Consider the following 18,597-nt stretch of genomic DNA (forward strand, 5'->3'; position numbering starts at 1 on the left):
TATATGGAGTGAGAGTGGCGGACCACCAACCGCCGAGCAGGACAAGGAGCGAAAGCGATGGATTTAGGCGGATTCAACTGGTCGCTGCTCACCATAGTCGGCGCCATCGTGCTCGCCATCGTCATCGCCTGGGCGGCGTTGCGCAATCGTAGCTCCCGCCGCGACGTGGAGCGGAGCGAACGGGCGACGCATCGCCTGTACGAGGAAGAAGAGCGCGCGCATCGCGGCGAGAGCGATAACGTGCCCTGAAGAACGAAACGTCGTGCAAAGCCAATAGTGCGGGGCAGCTTCCGCCGCGCTGATGCGTGAGGCATGACGCATTCGTGCTCGAGGACGTCGCCTTCCTTCCAGCGCCAATCGCCGGCTGGTTCGCCGCGAGAGGCTGGGCGGTGCGTCGGCACCAGCGCGAGATGCTGGAGGCGGCGCGGGCCGGGCGGAGCGCGTTGCTCGTCGCACCCACCGGCTCGGGCAAGACCATGGCGGGATTTCTGCCGAGCCTCGCCGAGCTGGCCGGCGACCCTGTCGACGGGTTGCACACCCTCTATATCTCGCCGCTGAAGGCGCTGGCGGTCGACGTGCAGCGAAATCTCCTCGATCCCATCGAAGAGATGGGCCTGCGGATCCGGGTCGAGACCCGAACGGGCGACACGCCGTCGGACCGCAAGGCCCGCCAACGATCGCGGCCGCCGCAGATGCTGCTGACCACCCCCGAATCGCTGAGCCTGCTGCTGAGCCACGAGGACAGCTACCGACTGTTCGCCGAGCTCGGGACCGTTGTGATCGACGAGATCCATGCCTTCGCCACCGGCAAGCGCGGCGACTTGCTGTCGTTGGCGATGGCGCGCCTTCAGCGCCTCGCGCCGCGGCTTCGAAGGGTCGGCCTGTCGGCTACGATCGCGGATCCGGACGCTTATCGGCGCTGGCTCGCACCGGATGCGGACGGCGAATCGGTCCGGCTGGTGATGGGGGATCCGGGTGCCGATCCGAAGATCGCCATCATGCTGCCTCAGGACGAGCGCGTGCCCTGGTCCGGGCATAGCGGCAAATGGGGGGCGGCGCAGGTGATGCGCGAGATCGAGCGCCACCGCACGACGCTCGTCTTCTGCAACACGCGCGGACTCGCGGAGCTGACCTTCCAGGAATTGTGGAAGGTCAACGAGCAGTCCTTGCCGATCGGCATACATCATGGAAGCCTGGCGGTGGAGGCGAGGCGCAAGGTCGAGGCGGCGGTCGCGGCGGGACGGCTGCGTGCTCTGGTCTGCACCGCCAGCCTCGACCTCGGCGTCGACTGGGGCGACATCGACCTGGTCGTCCAGATGGGCGCGCCCAAGGGATCATCGCGCCTGGTGCAGCGGATCGGACGCGCCAACCACCGGCTCGACGAACCGAGCGAGGGACTGCTCGTTCCGGGCAACCGATTCGAGTTCCTCGAGGCGCTGGCAGCGCTCGACGCGGTGGACGAAGGCGAGCTCGATCAGGACCAGTTCCGCGAGGGCGCGCTGGACGTGCTGGCGCAGCATGTCATGGCGGCTGCCTGCGCGGCCCCGTTCGACGAAGCCGAAATGCTGGCCGAAGTGCGCAGCGCCGCGCCTTATGCGAAGCTCGACGCGGAGACCCTCCGCCGCATCCTCGGCTTCGTCGAGAGCGGCGGCTATGCGTTGCGCGCCTACGACCGATACAAGAGAATCAAGCGGGGCGAGGACGGTCTCTGGCGCGTGTCGCACCCACGATTCGTCCAGCAGCACCGGATGAATGCCGGGATCATCGTCGACGCACCGGTGCTCGACGTACGCTTCCGCAACGGACGGCGGCTCGGAACCGTGGAGGACGTCTTCGCCTCCTCCTTGTCCGTCGGAGACACCTTCTTCTTCGCCGGCCTGAGCCTCGAAATCGAGCGGATGACCGGAACCGAGATCATCGTCCGCGCGACACGGAAGTCGGCGCGCATCCCGACCTATGTCGGCACGCGCCTGGCGATGACCACCCACCTGGCCAACCGAGTTCGCCGATTTCTCGCCGACCGCGGGGAATGGCGACGCTTTCCCGACGACGTGCGGGAATGGCTGGAGATGCAGGCCTATCGATCGGTGCTGCCCCAGCCCGACCAACTCCTCGTCGAGACCTTTCCGCACGAGCAGCGCCATTATCTTGTCGCCTACAGCTTCGAGGGCTGGAACGCGCACCAGTCGCTCGGCATGCTGATCATGCGGCGGATGGAAGCGACCGGCCTGAAGCCGCTCGGATTCGTCGCGAACGATTATGCGCTCGCCTGCTACGGGCTGGAGCCGATTCTCGATCCGCAGGCTCTGTTCAGCCCCGACCTGCTCGAGGACGAATTCGTTCAATGGGTGCAAGGATCGAACCTGCTCAAGCGCGCATTTCGCGAAGTGGCGGTGATCGGCGGCCTAGTGGAACGGCAGCATCCGGGTCGGCGCAAGTCGGGCCGGCAGGTGAGCTTCTCGACCGACCTCATCTACGACGTCCTGCGTCGCTACGAGCCCGACCACCTGCTGCTGCGCGCCGCGTGGGAGGATGCGAGGACGCGTCTCACGGATGTGCGCCGCCTCGGATCGCTGCTCGACCGGGCAGCCGCGACGATGCTCCACGTCGACCTCGACCGGATTACGCCGATGGCGGTGCCGGTACTGATCATGATCGGCCGCGAGACGGCGCCGGCCGGAACCGCGGAAGACGAGCTGCTGATCGAGGCCGAGGCGCTGGCCGAGGAAGCGATGCGGGTGGGCTGATATGTCTTGCGCCGCCGCGGGGGGGTGGCCATTTCGCGCAAATGATCGACGAAAACCAGGTGCAGAACTTCGTCCGCGAAGGATATGTGAGGATCGAGGGCGCCTTTTCGCGGGCGACCGCCGACGCGGCGCGCGCTATATTGTGGCGCGACACCGGCTGCGATCCCGACGATCCCTCGACCTGGACCAGGCCGGTGATCCGGCTCGGCATGTATCACCAGCCCCCATTCGTGGAGGCGGCGAACACACCTGTGCTGCATGCGGCGTTCGACCGCCTGGTCGGCCGGGGTCGCTGGCTGCGAGTCGGCGCCATGGGGACCTTTCCGGTCCGCTTCCCGTCGGACGAGGATCCGGGTGACGCCGGCTGGCATCTCGACATGAGCTTCGGCGTCGAATCGCCCGATTTTCTGAGCTGGCGGGCGAACGTGACGTCCCGGGGCCGGGCCCTGCTGATGCTCTTCCTCTTCTCGGACGTGGGCGAGAAGGATGCGCCGACCCGGATCCGGATCGGATCGCATCTCGAAATTGCGCGCCGGCTCGCCCCCGCGGGCGAGGAAGGGCTGTCGCTCCGGGAACTGGCCGCGGACGAGTTCGCCGAGACGGCCGATTGTCCGGAGGCGGCGGCGACCGGTGAGGCCGGGACGGTCTTTCTCTGCCACCCCTTCCTCGTTCATGCGGCGCAGCCCCATCGCGGCACGCGTCCCCGCTTCCTGGCCCAGCCACCGCTCCTGCCGGCCGAGCCGCTCAGCCTCTCGGGACCGTCGCCGGTGGAGGCGGCGATCCGGATGGCGCTGGACAGGCAGGACTAGAAAGGGCTCGAAACGCCGGCGATCAGGTCCGGTTGCCGCCAAGGAAGTTTTGGGCGAGGCCGCCGAGATCGTTGAGCGGATTACCGTCGCCGTCGCGGTCGAGCATGCCGCCGACCTTGCCGAGCAGGCCTTCCTGGCCCTGCAACAGGGTCGCGAACTGTCCCAGCGAGCCCTCGCCGCCAATATGGCCGATAATCTCGTTGAGCGTGCCGGTCGGCAGGCCAGTAGCCGCCGCGGCGCCGCTCGCCGTATCGCCCGGGGCGACGTGAGAGCGAGCGAGCGCCGTGACCGCTGCCTCGACCTGCTCGGGAGAAAGCCCCACCTTCGCCGCGAGATTTCGGATATCGACGTTCTGAGCGACCTGTCCCAGAATGCTGTCCAACGCGCTCATCCTCTTCGCTCCCGGATCGATGTCCCTCCGGAACGGTCATAGCCTCGCCATGCCGCCGACGGAAGCGGATTGAAGCGTATCAGGCGGGGGCGCCCTCGGAGTATTGCGGCAGACCGTCGCCGGGCACGACCCAGGCCTGCTTGCTCGACACCCAGATATGCTCGGCCGGTGGGAAGGCGTCAGGATCGTCCAGGCCACCGTGGGTGAGGCCGATCACGCCCGCGCTTGCCCGTTCCGAGAAGAGGCTCGTCCCGCAGCGCGTGCAAAAGCCGCGGCGGATCCCCGGTGAGGAGGCGTGCCAGCCGACGGGGCCCTGTATCTCGACCGAATCGGTCGTAACCAGCACGCGCGCATAGAACGGGGCGCCGGTCGCCTTCTGACAGAGGCGGCAATGGCAGGCGCGGATATTGATCGGCTCGGCCGCAGCTCGGTAGCGGCAGGCGCCGCACAAACAGCCTCCGGTGATGTTCTGGGTCACGAACGCCTCCCGACAGGACGAGTGGGACAAGGGAAGGCCATGGTCAGGCCCCATCGGCGATCGGCAGCTTCAGTCGCGCGAGCAGGCCGCCGAGATCCTCGCTTTCTTCCAGCTCGACCGAGCCGCCGTAGATTGTCGCGACATCACGAACGATGGCGAGGCCGAGACCCGTGCCGGGCTTGCCGGTGTCCAGACGCGCGCCGCGGGCGAAGATGGACGCGCGCTCCGCCTCGGGTATTCCGGCGCCGTCGTCCTCGACCTCGACCTCGACACAGTCGGGCGTGGTCTTCACCGTGACGAACACCCGGCCGCCGCCATATTTCGCCGCATTCTCGATGAGGTTACCCAGCATCTCGTCGAGATCCTGGCGCTCGACCCGGACCGCGGCGGCCTTGCTGCCAGCCAGGTCGACGGTGACGTTCTCGTACAGACGGCTAACGGCGCGCTCGACCGCCTCCAGGGCCGGCCATACCGGCGAGCGGGCCTGAGCGCTGGAGCGGCGGCCGATGGCGCGGGCGCGGGCGAGATGATGGTCGACCTGGCGGCGCATCGTGGTGGCTTCGCGGATCACCGTGTCGGCAAGGTCAGGACTGCGCGCCGTGGCGGCATTGGTGATGACGGTGAGCGGAGTCTTGAGCGCATGAGCAAGGTTGCCGGCATGGCGGCGCGCCTCCTCGGCCTGCTTCTCATTATGCTCGAGCAGGGCGTTCAATTCCTCGGTAAGCGGCTCGATCTCTCGCGGCAGCCTTTCCTCGACACGCGACTTGCGGCCCGATCGTATCGCGGCGATCGCGCGGCGGACACGCCGCAGCGGCCAGAGGCCGTAGACCGCCTGCAGCGCCGCGAGAATGACGAGGCCGAGACCGAGTATTCCGAACGAACGAACGAGGGTTCGTCGGAGCACTCCAATCTGCTCGTCGAGTATGTCCCGGCTCTGCGCAACCTGGAACCGCCAGCGCACCGGCGATCCAGGCAGCCGCACGTCGCGCTCGGCGACCCGCAGCTTCTCCATCGGGAACTCTTCGCTGTCGTAGAAATGAACCTCGTCGTCGGCATGTGAAGGACCGACCGCGAGCCGCCGGTCCCAGAGTGAGCGGGAGGGAAAGGGGTCGAACCCCTCTCCGCTGATCTGGTAATAGAGGCCGGAATAGGGCTCGAGGAACCGCTGGTCGGCGGGTGGCCGGTTGAACAGCACTTCGCCGTCCGGGCCGATTTCCGACGAAGCGATCATCGCGGTCAGCACATAATCTAGCTGGCCGTCGAAATTGGCCGTGATTGCCGAGGTGAGGACGCGATCGAGGGTATAGCCGCCGAGGCCAAGCAGGATGCTGATCCAGATCGCCGCGATGACGATCATGCGGCGGGTGAGGGAGCCGCTGCGCCGCCCGCCCGCAGCCCTCGTCCAGAATCGCGCCAATCTCATCCCGCGGCGGCCGCTCCCATGGGCGCGGGCCTCGCGCTCGGCCGGTTCAGGCGCGTTTCCCGCCGCGTCGATCATGGCCCGGCTGGCCTGAACGCAGGATTAGGGCGCGCCGAGGCGGCACGGACCGGCCGGCATTTCGAGATCAGGCCCGGGGCTCCTCGAGCGAGTAGCCGAGACCTCGTATCGTGGTGATGACATCGGGTCCGAGCTTCTTGCGGATGCGGGTGACGAACACCTCGATCGTGTTCGAGTCGCGGTCGAAATCCTGATCGTAGATATGCTCGATCAGCTCGGTCCGCGAAACGACCTTGCCTTTGTGGTGCATCAGATAGGACAGCAGCTTATATTCCTGCGCCGTGAGCTTCACCGGCTCGCCGTCGAGCGTCACCTTGCCCGAGCGGGTGTCGAGCCGGACCGGACCGGCGGTGAGTTCCGAGCTGGCATTTCCCGAGGCTCGGCGGATCAATGCACGCAGGCGGGCGATCAACTCCTCCGTCTGGAAGGGCTTGGCAAGATAGTCATCGGCGCCGGCATCGAGCCCGGCGACCTTGTCGGACCAGCTGTCGCGGGCGGTCAGTACCAGCACCGGAACCTTGATCCCCTCCTTGCGCCAGCGGTCGAGCACGGTGAGGCCGTCAATTTCCGGCAAGCCGAGATCGAGGATGATTGCGTCATAGGTCTCGGTCGAGCCGAGATAGTGGCCGTCCTCGCCATTGGCCGCGTGATCGACGGCATAGCCGGCGCCTTCCAGCGTCGCACGAAGCTGGCGACTCAGATTCGGTTCGTCCTCGACGATCAGCACGCGCATCGTCTCTCCCCTCGTTTCTTGCTCCGCTCCTGCGGTCGCAGAATAGCCTGCGGCCGGCCCAAAGCGGCTCAGGCGTCCGTCCAATCGGTACGGACGCCTAATGTTCCTGAACTGAAATGGGAAGAGCGCGGCCCGGATGCCAGTGGCGAGCGACTATTGGCGGCCGAGGACTCGACCGGAGCGGGCGTCGACGTCGATCCAGATGACTTCGGCACCGCGCATATATTTGAGCCGATAGACCTGTCCGTCGAATTCGGCGCCGATGAACTGGGCGCCTGGGACCCGGATCCGCGATCGAATCGCCGGCAAGGGCAGGATGCGGCCCTGCTGGGCGGCGCGATAGGCGCGATCCTGTTCGCGCACGTTCTGCAGCCCGCGCGCCTCGGCAGGAATTGAGGGCACGGCCAAGGCGGCGATGGCGAGTAGCAGGCGGATACGCATTGTGACGAGGCTCAGCTTTTTCCCGAGGAGATCGGGGACTGGATAGCAGAAGGCATTGAATAGGCCATGAATAGCGCCGTAGGGCCTGCTTAACATTCCGGCGGCGCACGGAAGCGGAGCGGCATGATTTCGCGCGGGCTTGGAGCGTGCGCCACATCAGCGGCGGGCGGCGGCGACCAGGGCTTCGATCATCCAGGCGCGAACCTGCTCGGCCTCGTCGTCATCGAGACGCAGCACGTCCTTGAACGCTACTCGCGCCTCTGTGCCGATGACGAGAGCAAGCGACTTGACGAGGAGATTTCGGGCGGCAGGAGCAAAGGAATCGGCGGCCGGGGCGATCGCCGCTTCGATGAGCGGCGTCCGGCGGTTCTGGCGGACCGGCAGGGCGTCACCGGGCTCCAGCCCGCGTTCGACACTGTGAATCAGCATTCGCCGGAGCGCCGGTTCATTGGCGCGGATCATCGCATCTACGGCGCGATCCGCGCGGTGCAGCCGTTCGACGGGATCGCACGAGTCGTCGTCGGCAAACAAGGTCTCGCCGGAGGGCATCGCGAGATCGAGCGCGGCCTCGACGAGCAGGGCTTCAATGCCCGGGAAGTAGCGATAGGCGGTGGCGCGGGAGACCAGCGCCGCCTCGGCGACCTCCTCCAGCGTGGGGCTGCGCCCGTCCTTCATCAACCGCGCAGCGGCTCGAATCAGATCCTTGCGCGTCCGGCTCTTCTGGTTGGAGCGGCCGCCGGCTTCGGAATCCGCCATCAGGCAGGTGCCAGCTGGCGCTGGATGGAGGCGAGATCGATCCAGACATTCTCTCGGGCGATCCGGCCGGAATCACTGAATTCGAGCACGTGGAGCAGGCGGAACTCGATCGGGCGGCCATGGCCGTCGATCCCGAACGGCCGGCCCGGCGCCGTGCCGCGCCAGACCGAATCGTCGACCATGAAGGTATCGCCGTAGAGCCGCCGCCGGGATTCGACCCGGCCGTTGGCGAGGTCGGCGAACAGGGCCTGGTAGAAGGACCGGACCGCGGCGTGGCCACGAACCGGACCGCCCGGCCAGCCGACAACGTCATGCTCCACCTCGTCGCTGAGCGTGGCGAGCACGCCTTCGACGTCGTCCGACGCCTCGAATCGGAAATGCTCGTCGAGCTTGGCATCCATCTCGGCAGGTGTGAGCGCCATGTGCCGTCTCCATCCATGTTGAAGGCGCTCAAATAATGAGACTAATGTCTCATGTCAAGATTTATGTCTTATCTCGTTTGCGGCGCGCGGCGGGAGGAAGCGCGGGTTTCGGAGCAGAGCCGCCGAAACCAGGGCGACCAGCAGGCCGACCGGAAAGATTTCGACGAAGGTGATCGGAATGCGGATGAAAGGATTGGCATAGCTGGCCCGCATCCATTCATAGCGATCCAGCTCCTGCGCGAGCGCGGCCTCCGACACGCCGGCGGCGCGGCGCTTCTCGGCGAGCGAGGCGATATATTCGTCCATGAACCGATAGTCGGTCGCCGCGAGATAGGCCTCCCAGGCGGCGACGTAGAAGAGCGCCGCGACGACCGCGATGGCAAGCCCCATTCCAAGCGCCGGCAGGAACCGGATGACCCCTCCGCGCTCGACATCGCGATAGCGCTTCACGCCGACGAAGATCAGCGTCAGCGCAACGAGCATCACCAAGTAGCCGAGCCACTGGGAGGTGAAGAATCCGTCGCGCTCCGCGAAGGTCAGGCCCAGCACGATCACGGCGACGACCGCCAGTCCGGCGAGCGAACCGTAGGTGAAGGCGTACTTCATTCCCTTCGCTCCCTTGGGTCAAAGCAGATCATTGGGCCGGAGGCTCCCAAAGCTCGATGGGATTACCCTCCGGGTCGTGAATGCGGGCGAAGCGACCCGTCTCGGGCGTGTCCCACTCCGCCTTGGTGACCGCGTCGATTCCCGACGCCTTCAGCCGGGCCAGAAGGCCGTCCAGGTCGCGCACCCGAAGGTTGATCATCACCTGCTTCTCGAGCGGAAAATAGTCGCTCGCCTCCCGGAATGGCTCGAAAAGGAGCGGCCCGGGCTCAGGGTACCAGAACCATTCGCCCGAGGCGCCAGTACCGCAGCCGCCGCCGACCCCGAGATGCTCGCGATACCACGCCTTGATCGCCTCGGGATCCTTCGCCCGGAAGAAATAACCACCCATTCCGACCACCGACATACGCGTCTCCATGCATGTGAAAGGCATCAGGATAAGGCAGGACAGGGAGGGCGGATATCGCCCGAACGGGTGATTCCGGCGAGAATCATGCATTCGGGCGAATTGTGCGCGACACGTCAGCCCCGGGGCAGGAAGTTCACGGGATCAGCGCAAGCCACCGTGCTTTCTCGACGGCCTGGACGCGCCTTTGCACCTCCAGCTTCTCGTAGAGCCGGGCGACATGGGTCTTCACCGTGTTGGGCGAAATGCCGAGGCTTCGTGCCACTTCCTTGTTCGACTGCCCGGTCGCGAGCAGCTCCAATATCTCGCATTCGCGACGTGTGAGGCCGAGCGAGCGGATCGCAGCCTGGTTGCGTTCGAACGGGGCTGGGGCGGGCCGGGACGTCAGCCGCCGGCCTGCCCAGATTCCCAGTCCGAGGAAGCCGACGGCGAGCAGGACGATGTAGATCTCGGCCGAGAGCGCGCGCATCGATCGATGCCATTCGAGCCATTCCAGCGCGGCGGTCGCCAGCGCCAGCACCAGAGCGTAGAGAATGACGGTCCTCGCCATGCCCGCAGACTGTCAGAAAGGGCGGGATCCCACCAGCCGACCTAGCGAGGATGACGGCGGCGGGCAGAGCCCCTATCTGGCGCGCATGGGAGCACCTGTCCTCGCTTACGAGAATCTCGGCCTGATCCAGGGTACCGGCTGGCTGTTTCGCAGGCTCGACCTGTTCGTCGGCGAGCGTGACCGGCTCGCCCTGATCGGCCGCAACGGGGCCGGCAAGACGACACTGCTCAAGTGCCTCGCCGGACTGATCGATCCTGACGAGGGTCGGCGGACGATCAAGCCGGGGCTGAAAGTGGTGTTGCTCGAACAGGATCCGCCGATAGCGCGATTCGAGACGCTGCGGGATTTCGCCTTGTCGGGAACCGACGCGCCGGCCGCGCATGCCGTCGAGGCAATCGCCACCCAGATAGGCCTCGACCTCGACCGGCCGGCGACGACCGCCAGCGGGGGCGAGAGGCGGCGGGCGGCGATCGCCCGGGCGCTAGGCCAGGAGCCGCAGGTGCTGCTGCTGGACGAACCGACAAACCACCTCGACCTCGCCGGTATCGAGTGGCTGGAGGATTGGCTTTCGCGGTTCGCCGGCGCGTTCATCGTGATCAGCCACGATCGTACGTTCCTGAAGCGGCTGACCCGATCGTCGCTTTGGCTCGACAGGGGAACGCTGCGACGGGCGGAGATCGGCTATGGCGGCTTCGACGCCTGGACCGAGAAGGTCTACGAGGAAGAAGCGCGCGCCGCGGAGAAGCTCGACGCCAAGCTGAAGCTCGAGCTGCACTGGCTGCAACGCGGCGTGACGGCAAGGCGGCGGCGCAACCAGGGGCGGCTCGCCAAGCTGCACGAGATGCGCGCCGCGAGGGCGGCGATGCTCGGACCGGCGGGTGCCGCGAAGCTCGCGCTCGAGAATGACCAGGTGAAGACCAAGATGGTCATCGAAGCCGAGAAGGTTTCCAAGAGCTTTGGCGATCGTACGATCATCAAGGACTTCTCGCTGCGCATCCAGCGAGGGGACCGGATCGGCCTGGTCGGTGCCAACGGCACCGGCAAGAGCACCCTCCTGAAGCTGCTCACCGGCGAGATCGAGCCCGACGAGGGCAAGGTGACCCGGGCAAGGACCCTGACCGGCGTGATGATCGACCAGCAGCGCAGGCTGCTCGATCCCGACAAGAAGGTACGCGACATACTCGCCGATGGCGGCGACTGGATCGAGGTGCGCGGGCAGAAGAAGCACGTCCAGGGATATCTGAAGGAGTTCCTGTTCGATCCGGGCGTGGTCGACACGAAGATCGGGGCGCTTTCCGGAGGCGAGCGCTCGCGGCTGCTGCTGGCTCGCGAATTCGCCAGGCGCTCCAACCTGCTGGTGCTCGACGAGCCCACAAACGACCTCGACCTCGAAACCCTCGACCTGCTGCAGGAAGTGATCGCGGATTATGACGGCACCGTGCTGATCGTCAGCCACGACCGCGACTTTCTCGACCGGACGGTAACCATCACGCTCGGACTGGACGGGTCGGGACGGGTCGATATCGTTGCCGGCGGCTATGAAGATTGGGAGCGCAAGCGCCGGCCGAACGAGACCAAGGCTTCCGCCAAGGGCACTGCGGCGGCGGACACCGCACCCCCGCCGCGTCCGCGCACCAAGTTGAGCTACAAGGACCAGCGCGACTATGACCTGCTTCCCCAGCGCATCGAAGCGCTGGAGGCGGAAATTGCGCGCGACGAGAACATCCTGTCCGATCCCGACCTCTATCGCCGCGACCCGGAGCGGTTCGCTCAGCTCACCGCGGCAATCGATAAGGCCCGTGCGGAGCGCGACGCCGCCGAGGAGAGGTGGCTGGAGCTTGCGGAAATGGCTGAGTCCCTGGCGGGCTAGCGTCGGTCTGTTTCCTGCCCCTTCGCGGGAGGCGGGAAAAAGGCGCCTTCGACCGGTTCAGGCGAATGCGTCCCAGCCCCCGTGACGTTCACGGTCCCGCCGTGCCTGCTTGTTCCAGCTGCCGCCTGATCGCTTCCTCGCTGGGCGCCCCGCGCGTCGCGCGTGCGAGCAGGGCCAGGCCGCCGGCGGGGTCCTCGCCGCTCTTGAACAGGATCCATCCCAAGGTATCGGCGGTCGCCGGGTTGTTGCGGTCCAATGCCCAGGCCCGGCGTGCGAGGGGGACGGCCGAATCATAGTCGCCGGTTTCCGAATAGGCCCAGGCAAGATTGTTGAGGATGGTCGCATCATTGTTCCCGAGGCGGCTACGCAGACTCTCGTAGACCAGGATCGCTTCCCCATATTCCCGGCGCTGCATCATCCGCGACGCGAGCAATATCTGCCCGGGCACGCTTCGCGGATTCTGCTGGACGTAGAGCTCCAGGACCTGATCGGCCGCGGGCACCTGGCCCGAGCGCTGAAGCGCCTCGATGAGGCGGAGGGCGACCGGCTCGGTAAACGCGAGATTGGCGGCGCGGCGATATTGCTCCGCGGCGCCGGCGAAGTCGCCGCCGGTACCGAGGACGTCGCCGACGAGGACATGGGTTTCCGGAGCTCCAGGATTGGCCGTCTGGATTCGCTGCGCCCTCTCCAGCGCCTCGTCGCGCAGACCGCGCGCGAGAAGGGCGGAGACGAGACGGACCTGGATAGGACCGTCGCCGGGCCGAGCATCGGCCGCCGCCCGCAGGTCCGCAAACTCGCCGTCGGCCAGCGGGTCCAGACGCGTGAGGGCGCCGGGCTGCGGCAAGGCTGCGCGGGCGAGGTAATGTGCTGCCGCAGCGGCATCACCGCGCCGCGCGAGCAGTCGACCCATCAAGGTCAGCGCATAATCGTCGGCATCGGGTCCATCGACGATCGGGCGCAGCGTCTCCGCCGCCGCGATCAGGTCGCCCATCCGCCATTGGGCGACGGCGAGCAATCGGCGTGCCTTGCGGTTGGCCGGCTGGCGCGCAACCAGGGCGGCGAGCCGGTCGGCGGCTTGCGCCGCATTGCCGGTCTCCAGGTCGATCGTGCCCCCGAGCAGCATCCCGGCCGGAACGGAGTCGAACGCTCCGCGCGTGCGATTGTAAAGCGAACGGGCAAGCTCGAAATTGCGCGCCCGGGCGGCCAGCACGGCCTGAAGGTAGTAAGCGGTCGGATGCCCGCCGGTCAGCGCATGGACTGCTCGGACATCGGAGAGCATGTCGCCCATCCTGCCGAGATCTCCATAGGTGATGGCGCGCTCCAGCAGAGCGGGAACATGGCCCGGATCCACGTCCAGCGCGCGATCGAACCACGGCAGAGCGGCGGAGAGGCCATATTGTCCGCGGCTGAGCTCGCCTCGCAGCACCAGCGCCTCGGCGTCGCCCGGCCGGAGCGCCAGGGCGCGGTCGACCGCCTCCAGCGCGCCGGCAATATTGCCGGCCGCGCGGCGGTATCGGGCCAGGTCGATCCACACCGCACTGTCGCGCGGCGCCAGCGAGGCGGCATAGTCGAGCTGCGCCTGCGCCGCGGCCAGGTCATGCAGCGCGAGCAGCGCACGGCCGCGCATCCGGGCCGCATAGGCCTCGTGCGCCGCGGGCACGACCGCCGCTTCGGCGAGCGCGCCGCGCGGATCGTTCTGGAGCAAGCGGGCATGGGCAAGGAGATGGCGGGTTTCCTCCGCCGGAACTCCCGACTGACGCGCCCGCGCGATCTCGGATTCCGCCGCGATGCCGTCCCCCAAAGCGAGCTGGACCCGCGCCTGCATCATCCGCGCGGCACGGTCGCCCGGATTGGCCTGGAGCGCATTCATCAGCTCGACCCGCGCGGTGCGGATGTCGCCGCGCCGAAAGGCGGCCGCCCCCCGCTCATAGGGGCTGCCGGCTGGCCCGCCACAGGCGGCGAGCGCGAGCGATGCCAGAAGGAGAAATCGGCGAATCACGGCTGCATGCCGTATTGCTTGAGCAGGTCGTAGAGCGTCGGCCGGCTGATCCCGAGCAATTTGGCGGTTCCCGAAATATTGCCATCCGCTTGCGCGAGCGCCTTGCGGATCACCGCCCGGTCGGCCGCCTCGCGCGCCGCCTTGAGATTGACCGGAAGTCCGTCCTGCTCGACCGAGGCGAGATCGAGATCCTCGGCCGAGACCATCCGGCCATCGGCCATGATGACCGCGCGCTTCACCCGATTTTCCAGCTCGCGCACGTTTCCCGGCCAACGCCATTGCTCGATCGCAGCCAATGCGCCGGGGGCGAAGCCCTTCACCTGCGGGTTCATCTCGCGGGCGAAGCGGGCGAGGAAATGCTTGGCGAGCAGAGCGGCGTCGCCGTTCCGCTCCGCAAGGCTCGGGATCCGCACGACGATCTCGGCCAGGCGGTAGTAAAGATCTTCCCGGAACGTGCCGGCCGCGATCATCTCCTCGAGATTCTGATGCGTGGCGCAAACGACTCTCGTATCCACCGCGATTGGTCGGCGTCCCCCGATCCGCTCGATGACTCTTTCCTGCAGGAAGCGCAGTAGCTTGACCTGGAGCTGCAGCGGAATGTCGCCGACCTCGTCGAGGAACAGGGTTCCGCCCTGCGCGAGCTCGATCTTGCCCTCGGTCGTCTTGATCGCGCCGGTGAAGGCGCCCTTCTCATAGCCGAACAGTTCCGCCTCGAGCAGATTCTCGGGGATGGCGGCGCAGTTGATGGCGATGAAGCCCGCTCCGCGCCGGCGGCTCTGCTGGTGGACGCCGCGAGCGAGCAGCTCCTTTCCGGTACCACTGGCGCCGAGCAGCATGACAGTCACGTCGGCGTTGGCGACGCGTTCGATCGTTCGCGCCACCTTCACCATCTCCGGTGCGGCGGTGATCATCGTGCCGAGGACGGTGCGATTCTCCCCGATCTCGCTTTCCAGCCGCTTGTTTTCGCATTCGATCTCATGAAGCTGGAAGGCGCGGCGAACGATCAGACCAAGCTGATCGATGTCGACCGGTTTCTGGTAGAAATCATAAGCACCCGAGGCGATCGCCCTCAGCGCGCTCTCGCGCGCACCGTGGCCGGAGGCGACGATCACCTTGGTCGCTGGCTTGAGGGTCAGGATATGCTCGAGCGCGGCAAAGCCTTCGCTCACGCCGTCGGGATCGGGCGGCAGACCGAGGTCGAGCGTCACTACCGCCGGCTCGGCCGAACGAACCATGTTCAGTGCGGTGTCGCGGTCCGAAGCGACCAGGACTTCATAATCGTCATAGGCCCAGCGAAGCTGGCGCTGCAGACCTTCGTCATCCTCGACGATCAGGAGTTTGGGTCTGACCGGGATATTCATGCTCGCATCCGTTCATGCACGAGGGCGGGACGGACTGGCGTTCCCGGGAGGATAAGGGTGAACCGGCTGCCCTCGCCGAGCGCGCTTTCGACCTCGAGCCGGCCCCCCATTGCTGCGATCAAGGCCCGTGCCTCGTAAGCGCCGATGCCGAAGCCGGTTTCCTTGGTAGAAGCGAAAGGCTGGAACAGGCGGGAGCGGACAAAATCCTCGGACATTCCTCCGCCATGGTCGATCACCTCGAGGACGACGTCGCCTCCGCTTTCGAAACCACGGACCTCGACCGGATCGGCAGGGCCGCTGGCGTCGATGGCGTTCTGGAGGAGATGAGCCAGCGCCTGCTCGAGCGCCGCCGCATCGGCCTTCGCGATCAGCGCCTCGGCCACATCGGCCCGGATCGGATGGGCGCGCTGCTTCGCGGCGACGACCGATTCGATCACGCGGCGCACATCGACCGGGCGTGGCGGATCGGCCTCGCGCGCGCCGCCGGGCGTCAGCCGGGCGAGCAGGTCGTTCAGCTTCTTCACCGAGGCCTTCAAGGTTGCGATCATGTCGGCGCGGAATTCCGGATTGCCCGCGTGCCGCTCGGAATTCCGGGCAACCAGGGAGAGTTGGCTGACCAGATTCTTGATGTCGTGCAGGATGAAGGCGAATCGCCGGTTGAACTCGTCGAAGCGGCGGGCGTCGGCGAGCGCCTGCTGGCCGCGCGCCTCCGCGATATAGCTCGCGGCCTGAATGCCGGCGGCGCGGAACAGGTCGAAATCCTCCCAGTCGAGCGGCCGCCGGAAAGCCGGCGGCTCGAGGATCACCAGCCCGACGAGCCGACCGGAATGAATCAGCGGCACCCCCGCCCAGGCGCGCTCCAGCCCGGCCAGCCATCCCGGCACCGGAAGGCGGATGCCGCCCTTGACCAGCCAACCGTCTCGAATCGCGTCGAAGTCCACGACATAAGCCTGCTCCTCGACGAAGCGGGCCAGTGCCTCGGCACCGCTGCCGGTCGGCGGCAGCGGCAACGCCGAATTCCAGCGCGCCGTCGCCACCAGGCGGTAATGAGCGTCGGTCATCAACAGCACGCCGGCCGTCGAGCCGCCAATGTCCGCAAGCGCTTTCACGACCCGCTCCTCGAGTGTGGCGCCGTCCTCGCCCTGACGGGCGACCGTGTCGGTGAAGCGCAGCCATTCCTGCCGATAGTCGTAGCGGTGCTCGAACACATGCTTGGCGACGAGGACCTGAAGCCAGGCCCGCGCCCTACGCGACGGCAGCAGAACCAGCGCGCCGCCGGTCATGATCGCGACGACGCCGAGCTGAGCCACCTCGCCCCAGCCGGCGCCGACGATCTCCAGCGCCCGCGATGCGGACATCATCACGATCAGGTAGGCGAGAATGGCGATAACCGAGAGCGACTGGAAGGTCGCGGCACGCGAGATCTGGACCTTCCAGCTTGCCGGACCGCGAATTCCCAGGGCGAAGAGCGCGGCGAGCATCGCCATCACCACTCCGCGCATTGCGAAAAGGGCTTCGGCGCTGCCGCGCGAGAAATAGGCGACCGTGTAGAGGTGGAGATCGTAAGCCCACATCGCTGCCAGCGCGATCATCGGAAAGCGGAGGGCATTGCGCGAACCAGGCGCGGCCTGCCCGTACAGGTTGTGAACCAGTATCAGCGCGCCGGCAGCCAAAGTGAGGCCAAGTATCTCAAGGGTGGTGACGAGCGACTCGAACACGATCCCGACTTCACGATATTCGGCCATGATGCCGCCGACCACGATCTGCAGGCCGGCCACAGCGGCCACGGCGGCATAGACCGACTTGACCGCACGCTGGGCGCTGCCGCCGCCGGCTTTTTGCATGATGCCGTACATGAAGGCGAGAAAGGCAAGGTTGCGCGCACTCTCGAAGAGCTGGGCGAGCATGTCGTAGCGTCCGAGCAGGGCCAGGAAGATCGCCCAAACGGAGACGGTGGCGAAGGCGGTGACCAGCGGCCGATTGAGCGGATCGCCGTTCCAGTGGCGGAGCTGGAAGATCGCCAGCGCTCCATATAGGCCGGCAGCGAGGAGATGGCTCCACAGCGCGATCAGCCCGAGCATCAGCGCGCGCCCTCCGGCCAGAGGATCACCCGCGCCGTCTGGAGCAGGATCAATATGTCGAGAAATGGCGTGTAGTTCTTGGCGTAATAGAGATCGAATTCGAGCTTCTCACGCGCATCCTCGATCGATGCTCCGTATGGATAGTTGATCTGGGCCCAGCCGGTGATTCCCGGCTTCACCACGTGGCGCTCCGAATAATAAGGAAGCCGGGCTTCGAGATCCGCGACGAATTGCGGTCGCTCCGGCCGCGGACCGACAAAGCTCATCTCGCCGCGCAGCACGCTCCAGGCCTGCGGAAGCTCGTCGATCCTGAGCTTCCGGATCAGGCGGCCGACCCGCGTGACACGCGGATCGTCGCGCTGCGCCCACACCGCCTTGCCCCCGACCTCGGCATCGACGCGCATCGAGCGGATCTTCACGACGTCGAAGGTTTGGCCGTACAGGCCGACACGGCGCTGCCGATAGAAAACCGGACCACGGCTTTCCAGCTTCACCGCGATCGCCGTGATCGCGATCAGCGGGACAGCAAGGAGCAGGATCGACAGGCTCACCGCCACGTCGAACAGCCGCTTGCCGAGGCTCGACAGCCGGCGGCCTGCGGAGAAGCCGTCGGAGAAGATCAGCCAGGAGGGATTGAGGCTGTCGAGGTCGACCCGGCCGGTCTCGCGCTCGATGAAGGTCGAGAAATCATGCACCTCGACCCCGGTCGTCTTGATTCGCAGTAGATCGTTGAGCGGCAAAGCGTTGCGGCGCTCCTCCAGCGCCAGCACCACCTCGCCGGCCCCGAGGTCGAGCAGATGGCGGGGAAGACTCGCTATGTCGTCGCGATTGACCGAGCCGACTACGGCGGCGGGCCCGTCGTTCATCCCGACGAAGCCGACGACGTGGAAACCGGATCCGGCCCGCTCCGCAAGCGCTTGGATCCGGGCGGCGCGCGGCCCGGCGCCCAGCACGAGGACGCGACGCCGGAAATGCCGCCCACCGATCAGGTCGCGGAGCAGGGCTCGGAGCCCGCCCAGGCCGAATAGGGCCAGCAAGGTGGCGTAGAGCAGGCTGGAGCGCCAGAAGCTGACCGGAGGGAAAGCGAAGAAGACCAGCGACAGGAGCAGGATTCCGAGCGCGACCGCCACGAGCAGGCGAGCGACGGCGAACCGCACCGACTGCAGCGCCTGCACGCCGTAGACGCCGACGGCCACCATGGCCGCCTGCATCGCGAGCGCGAACGCAAGCATGTTGGGAAGCCGCGCCGCCTCCGGGTCGAACTTGCCGTCGACCTGCCACACGCGCAGGGCCCAGCCGGCTTCTGCCGCGACCATGAGCAGCGCGAAATCGATTGCCGCCAGCAGCAACACGGAGACCGGCAGGTAATGTTTGAAGATTCGGATCATGATGGACGGGCCTCGCGAAGCGCGGGCCGGACGGCCGCGCGCCAGATCGGCGCCGCGCCTTCGT

General features: G+C 66.8%; 18 protein-coding genes. 4 read left to right on the forward strand and 14 right to left on the reverse strand.

All coding sequences use genetic code 11. The features are described 5' to 3' along the window. The first annotated feature begins 57 nt into the window (after positions 1–57). From EKM57_RS08475 to EKM57_RS08485, 3 genes are read left to right on the forward strand one after another with little or no spacing between them, the layout of a single operon-like run. Positions 58–249, forward strand: coding sequence for a hypothetical protein (locus EKM57_RS08475; protein ID WP_129792050.1), 192 nt, complete (start codon positions 58–60; stop codon positions 247–249). Positions 250–305: 56 nt separating this feature from the next. After that, positions 306–2,747 carry a ligase-associated DNA damage response DEXH box helicase gene (locus tag EKM57_RS08480; RefSeq protein ID WP_256386873.1) on the forward strand — a complete coding sequence of 814 codons (2,442 nt, stop codon included), beginning with the start codon at positions 306–308 and terminating at the stop codon, positions 2,745–2,747. Positions 2,748–2,788: 41 nt separating this feature from the next. Beyond that, positions 2,789–3,556, forward strand: coding sequence for a phytanoyl-CoA dioxygenase family protein (locus EKM57_RS08485; RefSeq protein ID WP_129792051.1), 768 nt, complete (start codon positions 2,789–2,791; stop codon positions 3,554–3,556). Between the two features lie 22 nt (positions 3,557–3,578). Here the strand turns inward: EKM57_RS08485 and EKM57_RS08490 are convergent, their stop codons facing one another. The 10 genes from EKM57_RS08490 to EKM57_RS08535 all read right to left on the reverse strand — a co-directional run bounded on the left by EKM57_RS08490 (position 3,579) and on the right by EKM57_RS08535 (position 9,834). Continuing rightward, positions 3,579–3,947: a hypothetical protein gene (locus EKM57_RS08490; protein WP_129792052.1), complete on the reverse strand. Its 369-nt coding sequence runs from the start codon at positions 3,945–3,947 to the stop codon at positions 3,579–3,581. Positions 3,948–4,026: 79 nt separating this feature from the next. Then, a complete protein-coding gene (locus tag EKM57_RS08495; RefSeq protein ID WP_243450953.1) occupies positions 4,027–4,425 on the reverse strand; it encodes a GFA family protein in 399 nt (132 codons plus the stop codon). A 43-nt stretch (positions 4,426–4,468) separates the two neighbouring features. Beyond that, the gene (locus EKM57_RS08500; RefSeq protein WP_129792054.1) at positions 4,469–5,782 is read right to left on the reverse strand and encodes a sensor histidine kinase; all 1,314 of its coding nucleotides are present in this window, start codon (positions 5,780–5,782) and stop codon (positions 4,469–4,471) included. A gap of 208 nt (positions 5,783–5,990) precedes the next feature. Further along, positions 5,991–6,656, reverse strand: a complete 666-nt coding sequence (locus tag EKM57_RS08505; protein WP_114954558.1) for a response regulator transcription factor — start codon at positions 6,654–6,656, stop codon at positions 5,991–5,993. A 153-nt stretch (positions 6,657–6,809) separates the two neighbouring features. Next, positions 6,810–7,097, reverse strand: a complete 288-nt coding sequence (locus EKM57_RS08510) for a hypothetical protein (protein WP_129792055.1) — start codon at positions 7,095–7,097, stop codon at positions 6,810–6,812. Positions 7,098–7,253: 156 nt separating this feature from the next. Beyond that, the gene (locus tag EKM57_RS08515; protein ID WP_129792056.1) at positions 7,254–7,853 is read right to left on the reverse strand and encodes a TetR/AcrR family transcriptional regulator; all 600 of its coding nucleotides are present in this window, start codon (positions 7,851–7,853) and stop codon (positions 7,254–7,256) included. Continuing rightward, positions 7,853–8,275 carry an ester cyclase gene (locus EKM57_RS08520; RefSeq protein WP_129792057.1) on the reverse strand — a complete coding sequence of 141 codons (423 nt, stop codon included), beginning with the start codon at positions 8,273–8,275 and terminating at the stop codon, positions 7,853–7,855. Before EKM57_RS08520 ends, EKM57_RS08515 begins: the two co-directional genes overlap by 1 nt. 54 nt (positions 8,276–8,329) lie before the next feature. Continuing rightward, on the reverse strand, positions 8,330–8,881 hold the full coding sequence (locus EKM57_RS08525; RefSeq protein WP_129792058.1) for a DUF4199 domain-containing protein: 552 nt from the start codon (positions 8,879–8,881) through the stop codon (positions 8,330–8,332). 28 nt (positions 8,882–8,909) lie between these two features. Continuing rightward, on the reverse strand, positions 8,910–9,284 hold the full coding sequence (locus EKM57_RS08530) for a VOC family protein (protein ID WP_129792059.1): 375 nt from the start codon (positions 9,282–9,284) through the stop codon (positions 8,910–8,912). A gap of 136 nt (positions 9,285–9,420) precedes the next feature. Continuing rightward, positions 9,421–9,834 carry a response regulator transcription factor gene (locus EKM57_RS08535; protein WP_129792060.1) on the reverse strand — a complete coding sequence of 138 codons (414 nt, stop codon included), beginning with the start codon at positions 9,832–9,834 and terminating at the stop codon, positions 9,421–9,423. Between the two features lie 85 nt (positions 9,835–9,919). Between EKM57_RS08535 and EKM57_RS08540 the strand changes: the two genes are divergently transcribed. Continuing rightward, entirely contained in the window at positions 9,920–11,704 is a 1,785-nt protein-coding gene (locus tag EKM57_RS08540) for an ABC-F family ATP-binding cassette domain-containing protein (RefSeq protein ID WP_129792061.1), read from the forward strand. An 88-nt stretch (positions 11,705–11,792) separates the two neighbouring features. Here EKM57_RS08540 and EKM57_RS08545 read toward each other — a convergent pair whose 3' ends face one another. From EKM57_RS08545 to EKM57_RS08560, 4 genes are read right to left on the reverse strand one after another with little or no spacing between them, the layout of a single operon-like run. Next, positions 11,793–13,703, reverse strand: coding sequence for a tetratricopeptide repeat protein (locus EKM57_RS08545; RefSeq protein WP_129792062.1), 1,911 nt, complete (start codon positions 13,701–13,703; stop codon positions 11,793–11,795). Further along, complete coding sequence (gene prsR, locus EKM57_RS08550) at positions 13,700–15,064, reverse strand: PEP-CTERM-box response regulator transcription factor (RefSeq protein ID WP_129792063.1); 1,365 nt, start codon at positions 15,062–15,064, stop codon at positions 13,700–13,702. Before prsR ends, EKM57_RS08545 begins: the two co-directional genes overlap by 4 nt. After that, complete coding sequence (gene prsK / locus EKM57_RS08555) at positions 15,061–17,145, reverse strand: XrtA/PEP-CTERM system histidine kinase PrsK (RefSeq protein ID WP_129792064.1); 2,085 nt, start codon at positions 17,143–17,145, stop codon at positions 15,061–15,063. The genes prsR and prsK overlap by 4 nt, the downstream gene beginning before the upstream one ends. Continuing rightward, positions 17,145–18,533 (reverse strand): TIGR03013 family XrtA/PEP-CTERM system glycosyltransferase, encoded by a 1,389-nt coding sequence (locus EKM57_RS08560; protein ID WP_129792065.1) that lies wholly within the window; start codon positions 18,531–18,533, stop codon positions 17,145–17,147. The genes prsK and EKM57_RS08560 overlap by 1 nt, the downstream gene beginning before the upstream one ends. Positions 18,534–18,597: the final 64 nt, after the last annotated feature.

Origin of the sequence: Sphingosinicella sp. CPCC 101087 (genome assembly GCF_004151485.1) — a bacterium.
In the GTDB taxonomy this organism is placed as follows: domain Bacteria; phylum Pseudomonadota; class Alphaproteobacteria; order Sphingomonadales; family Sphingomonadaceae; genus Allosphingosinicella.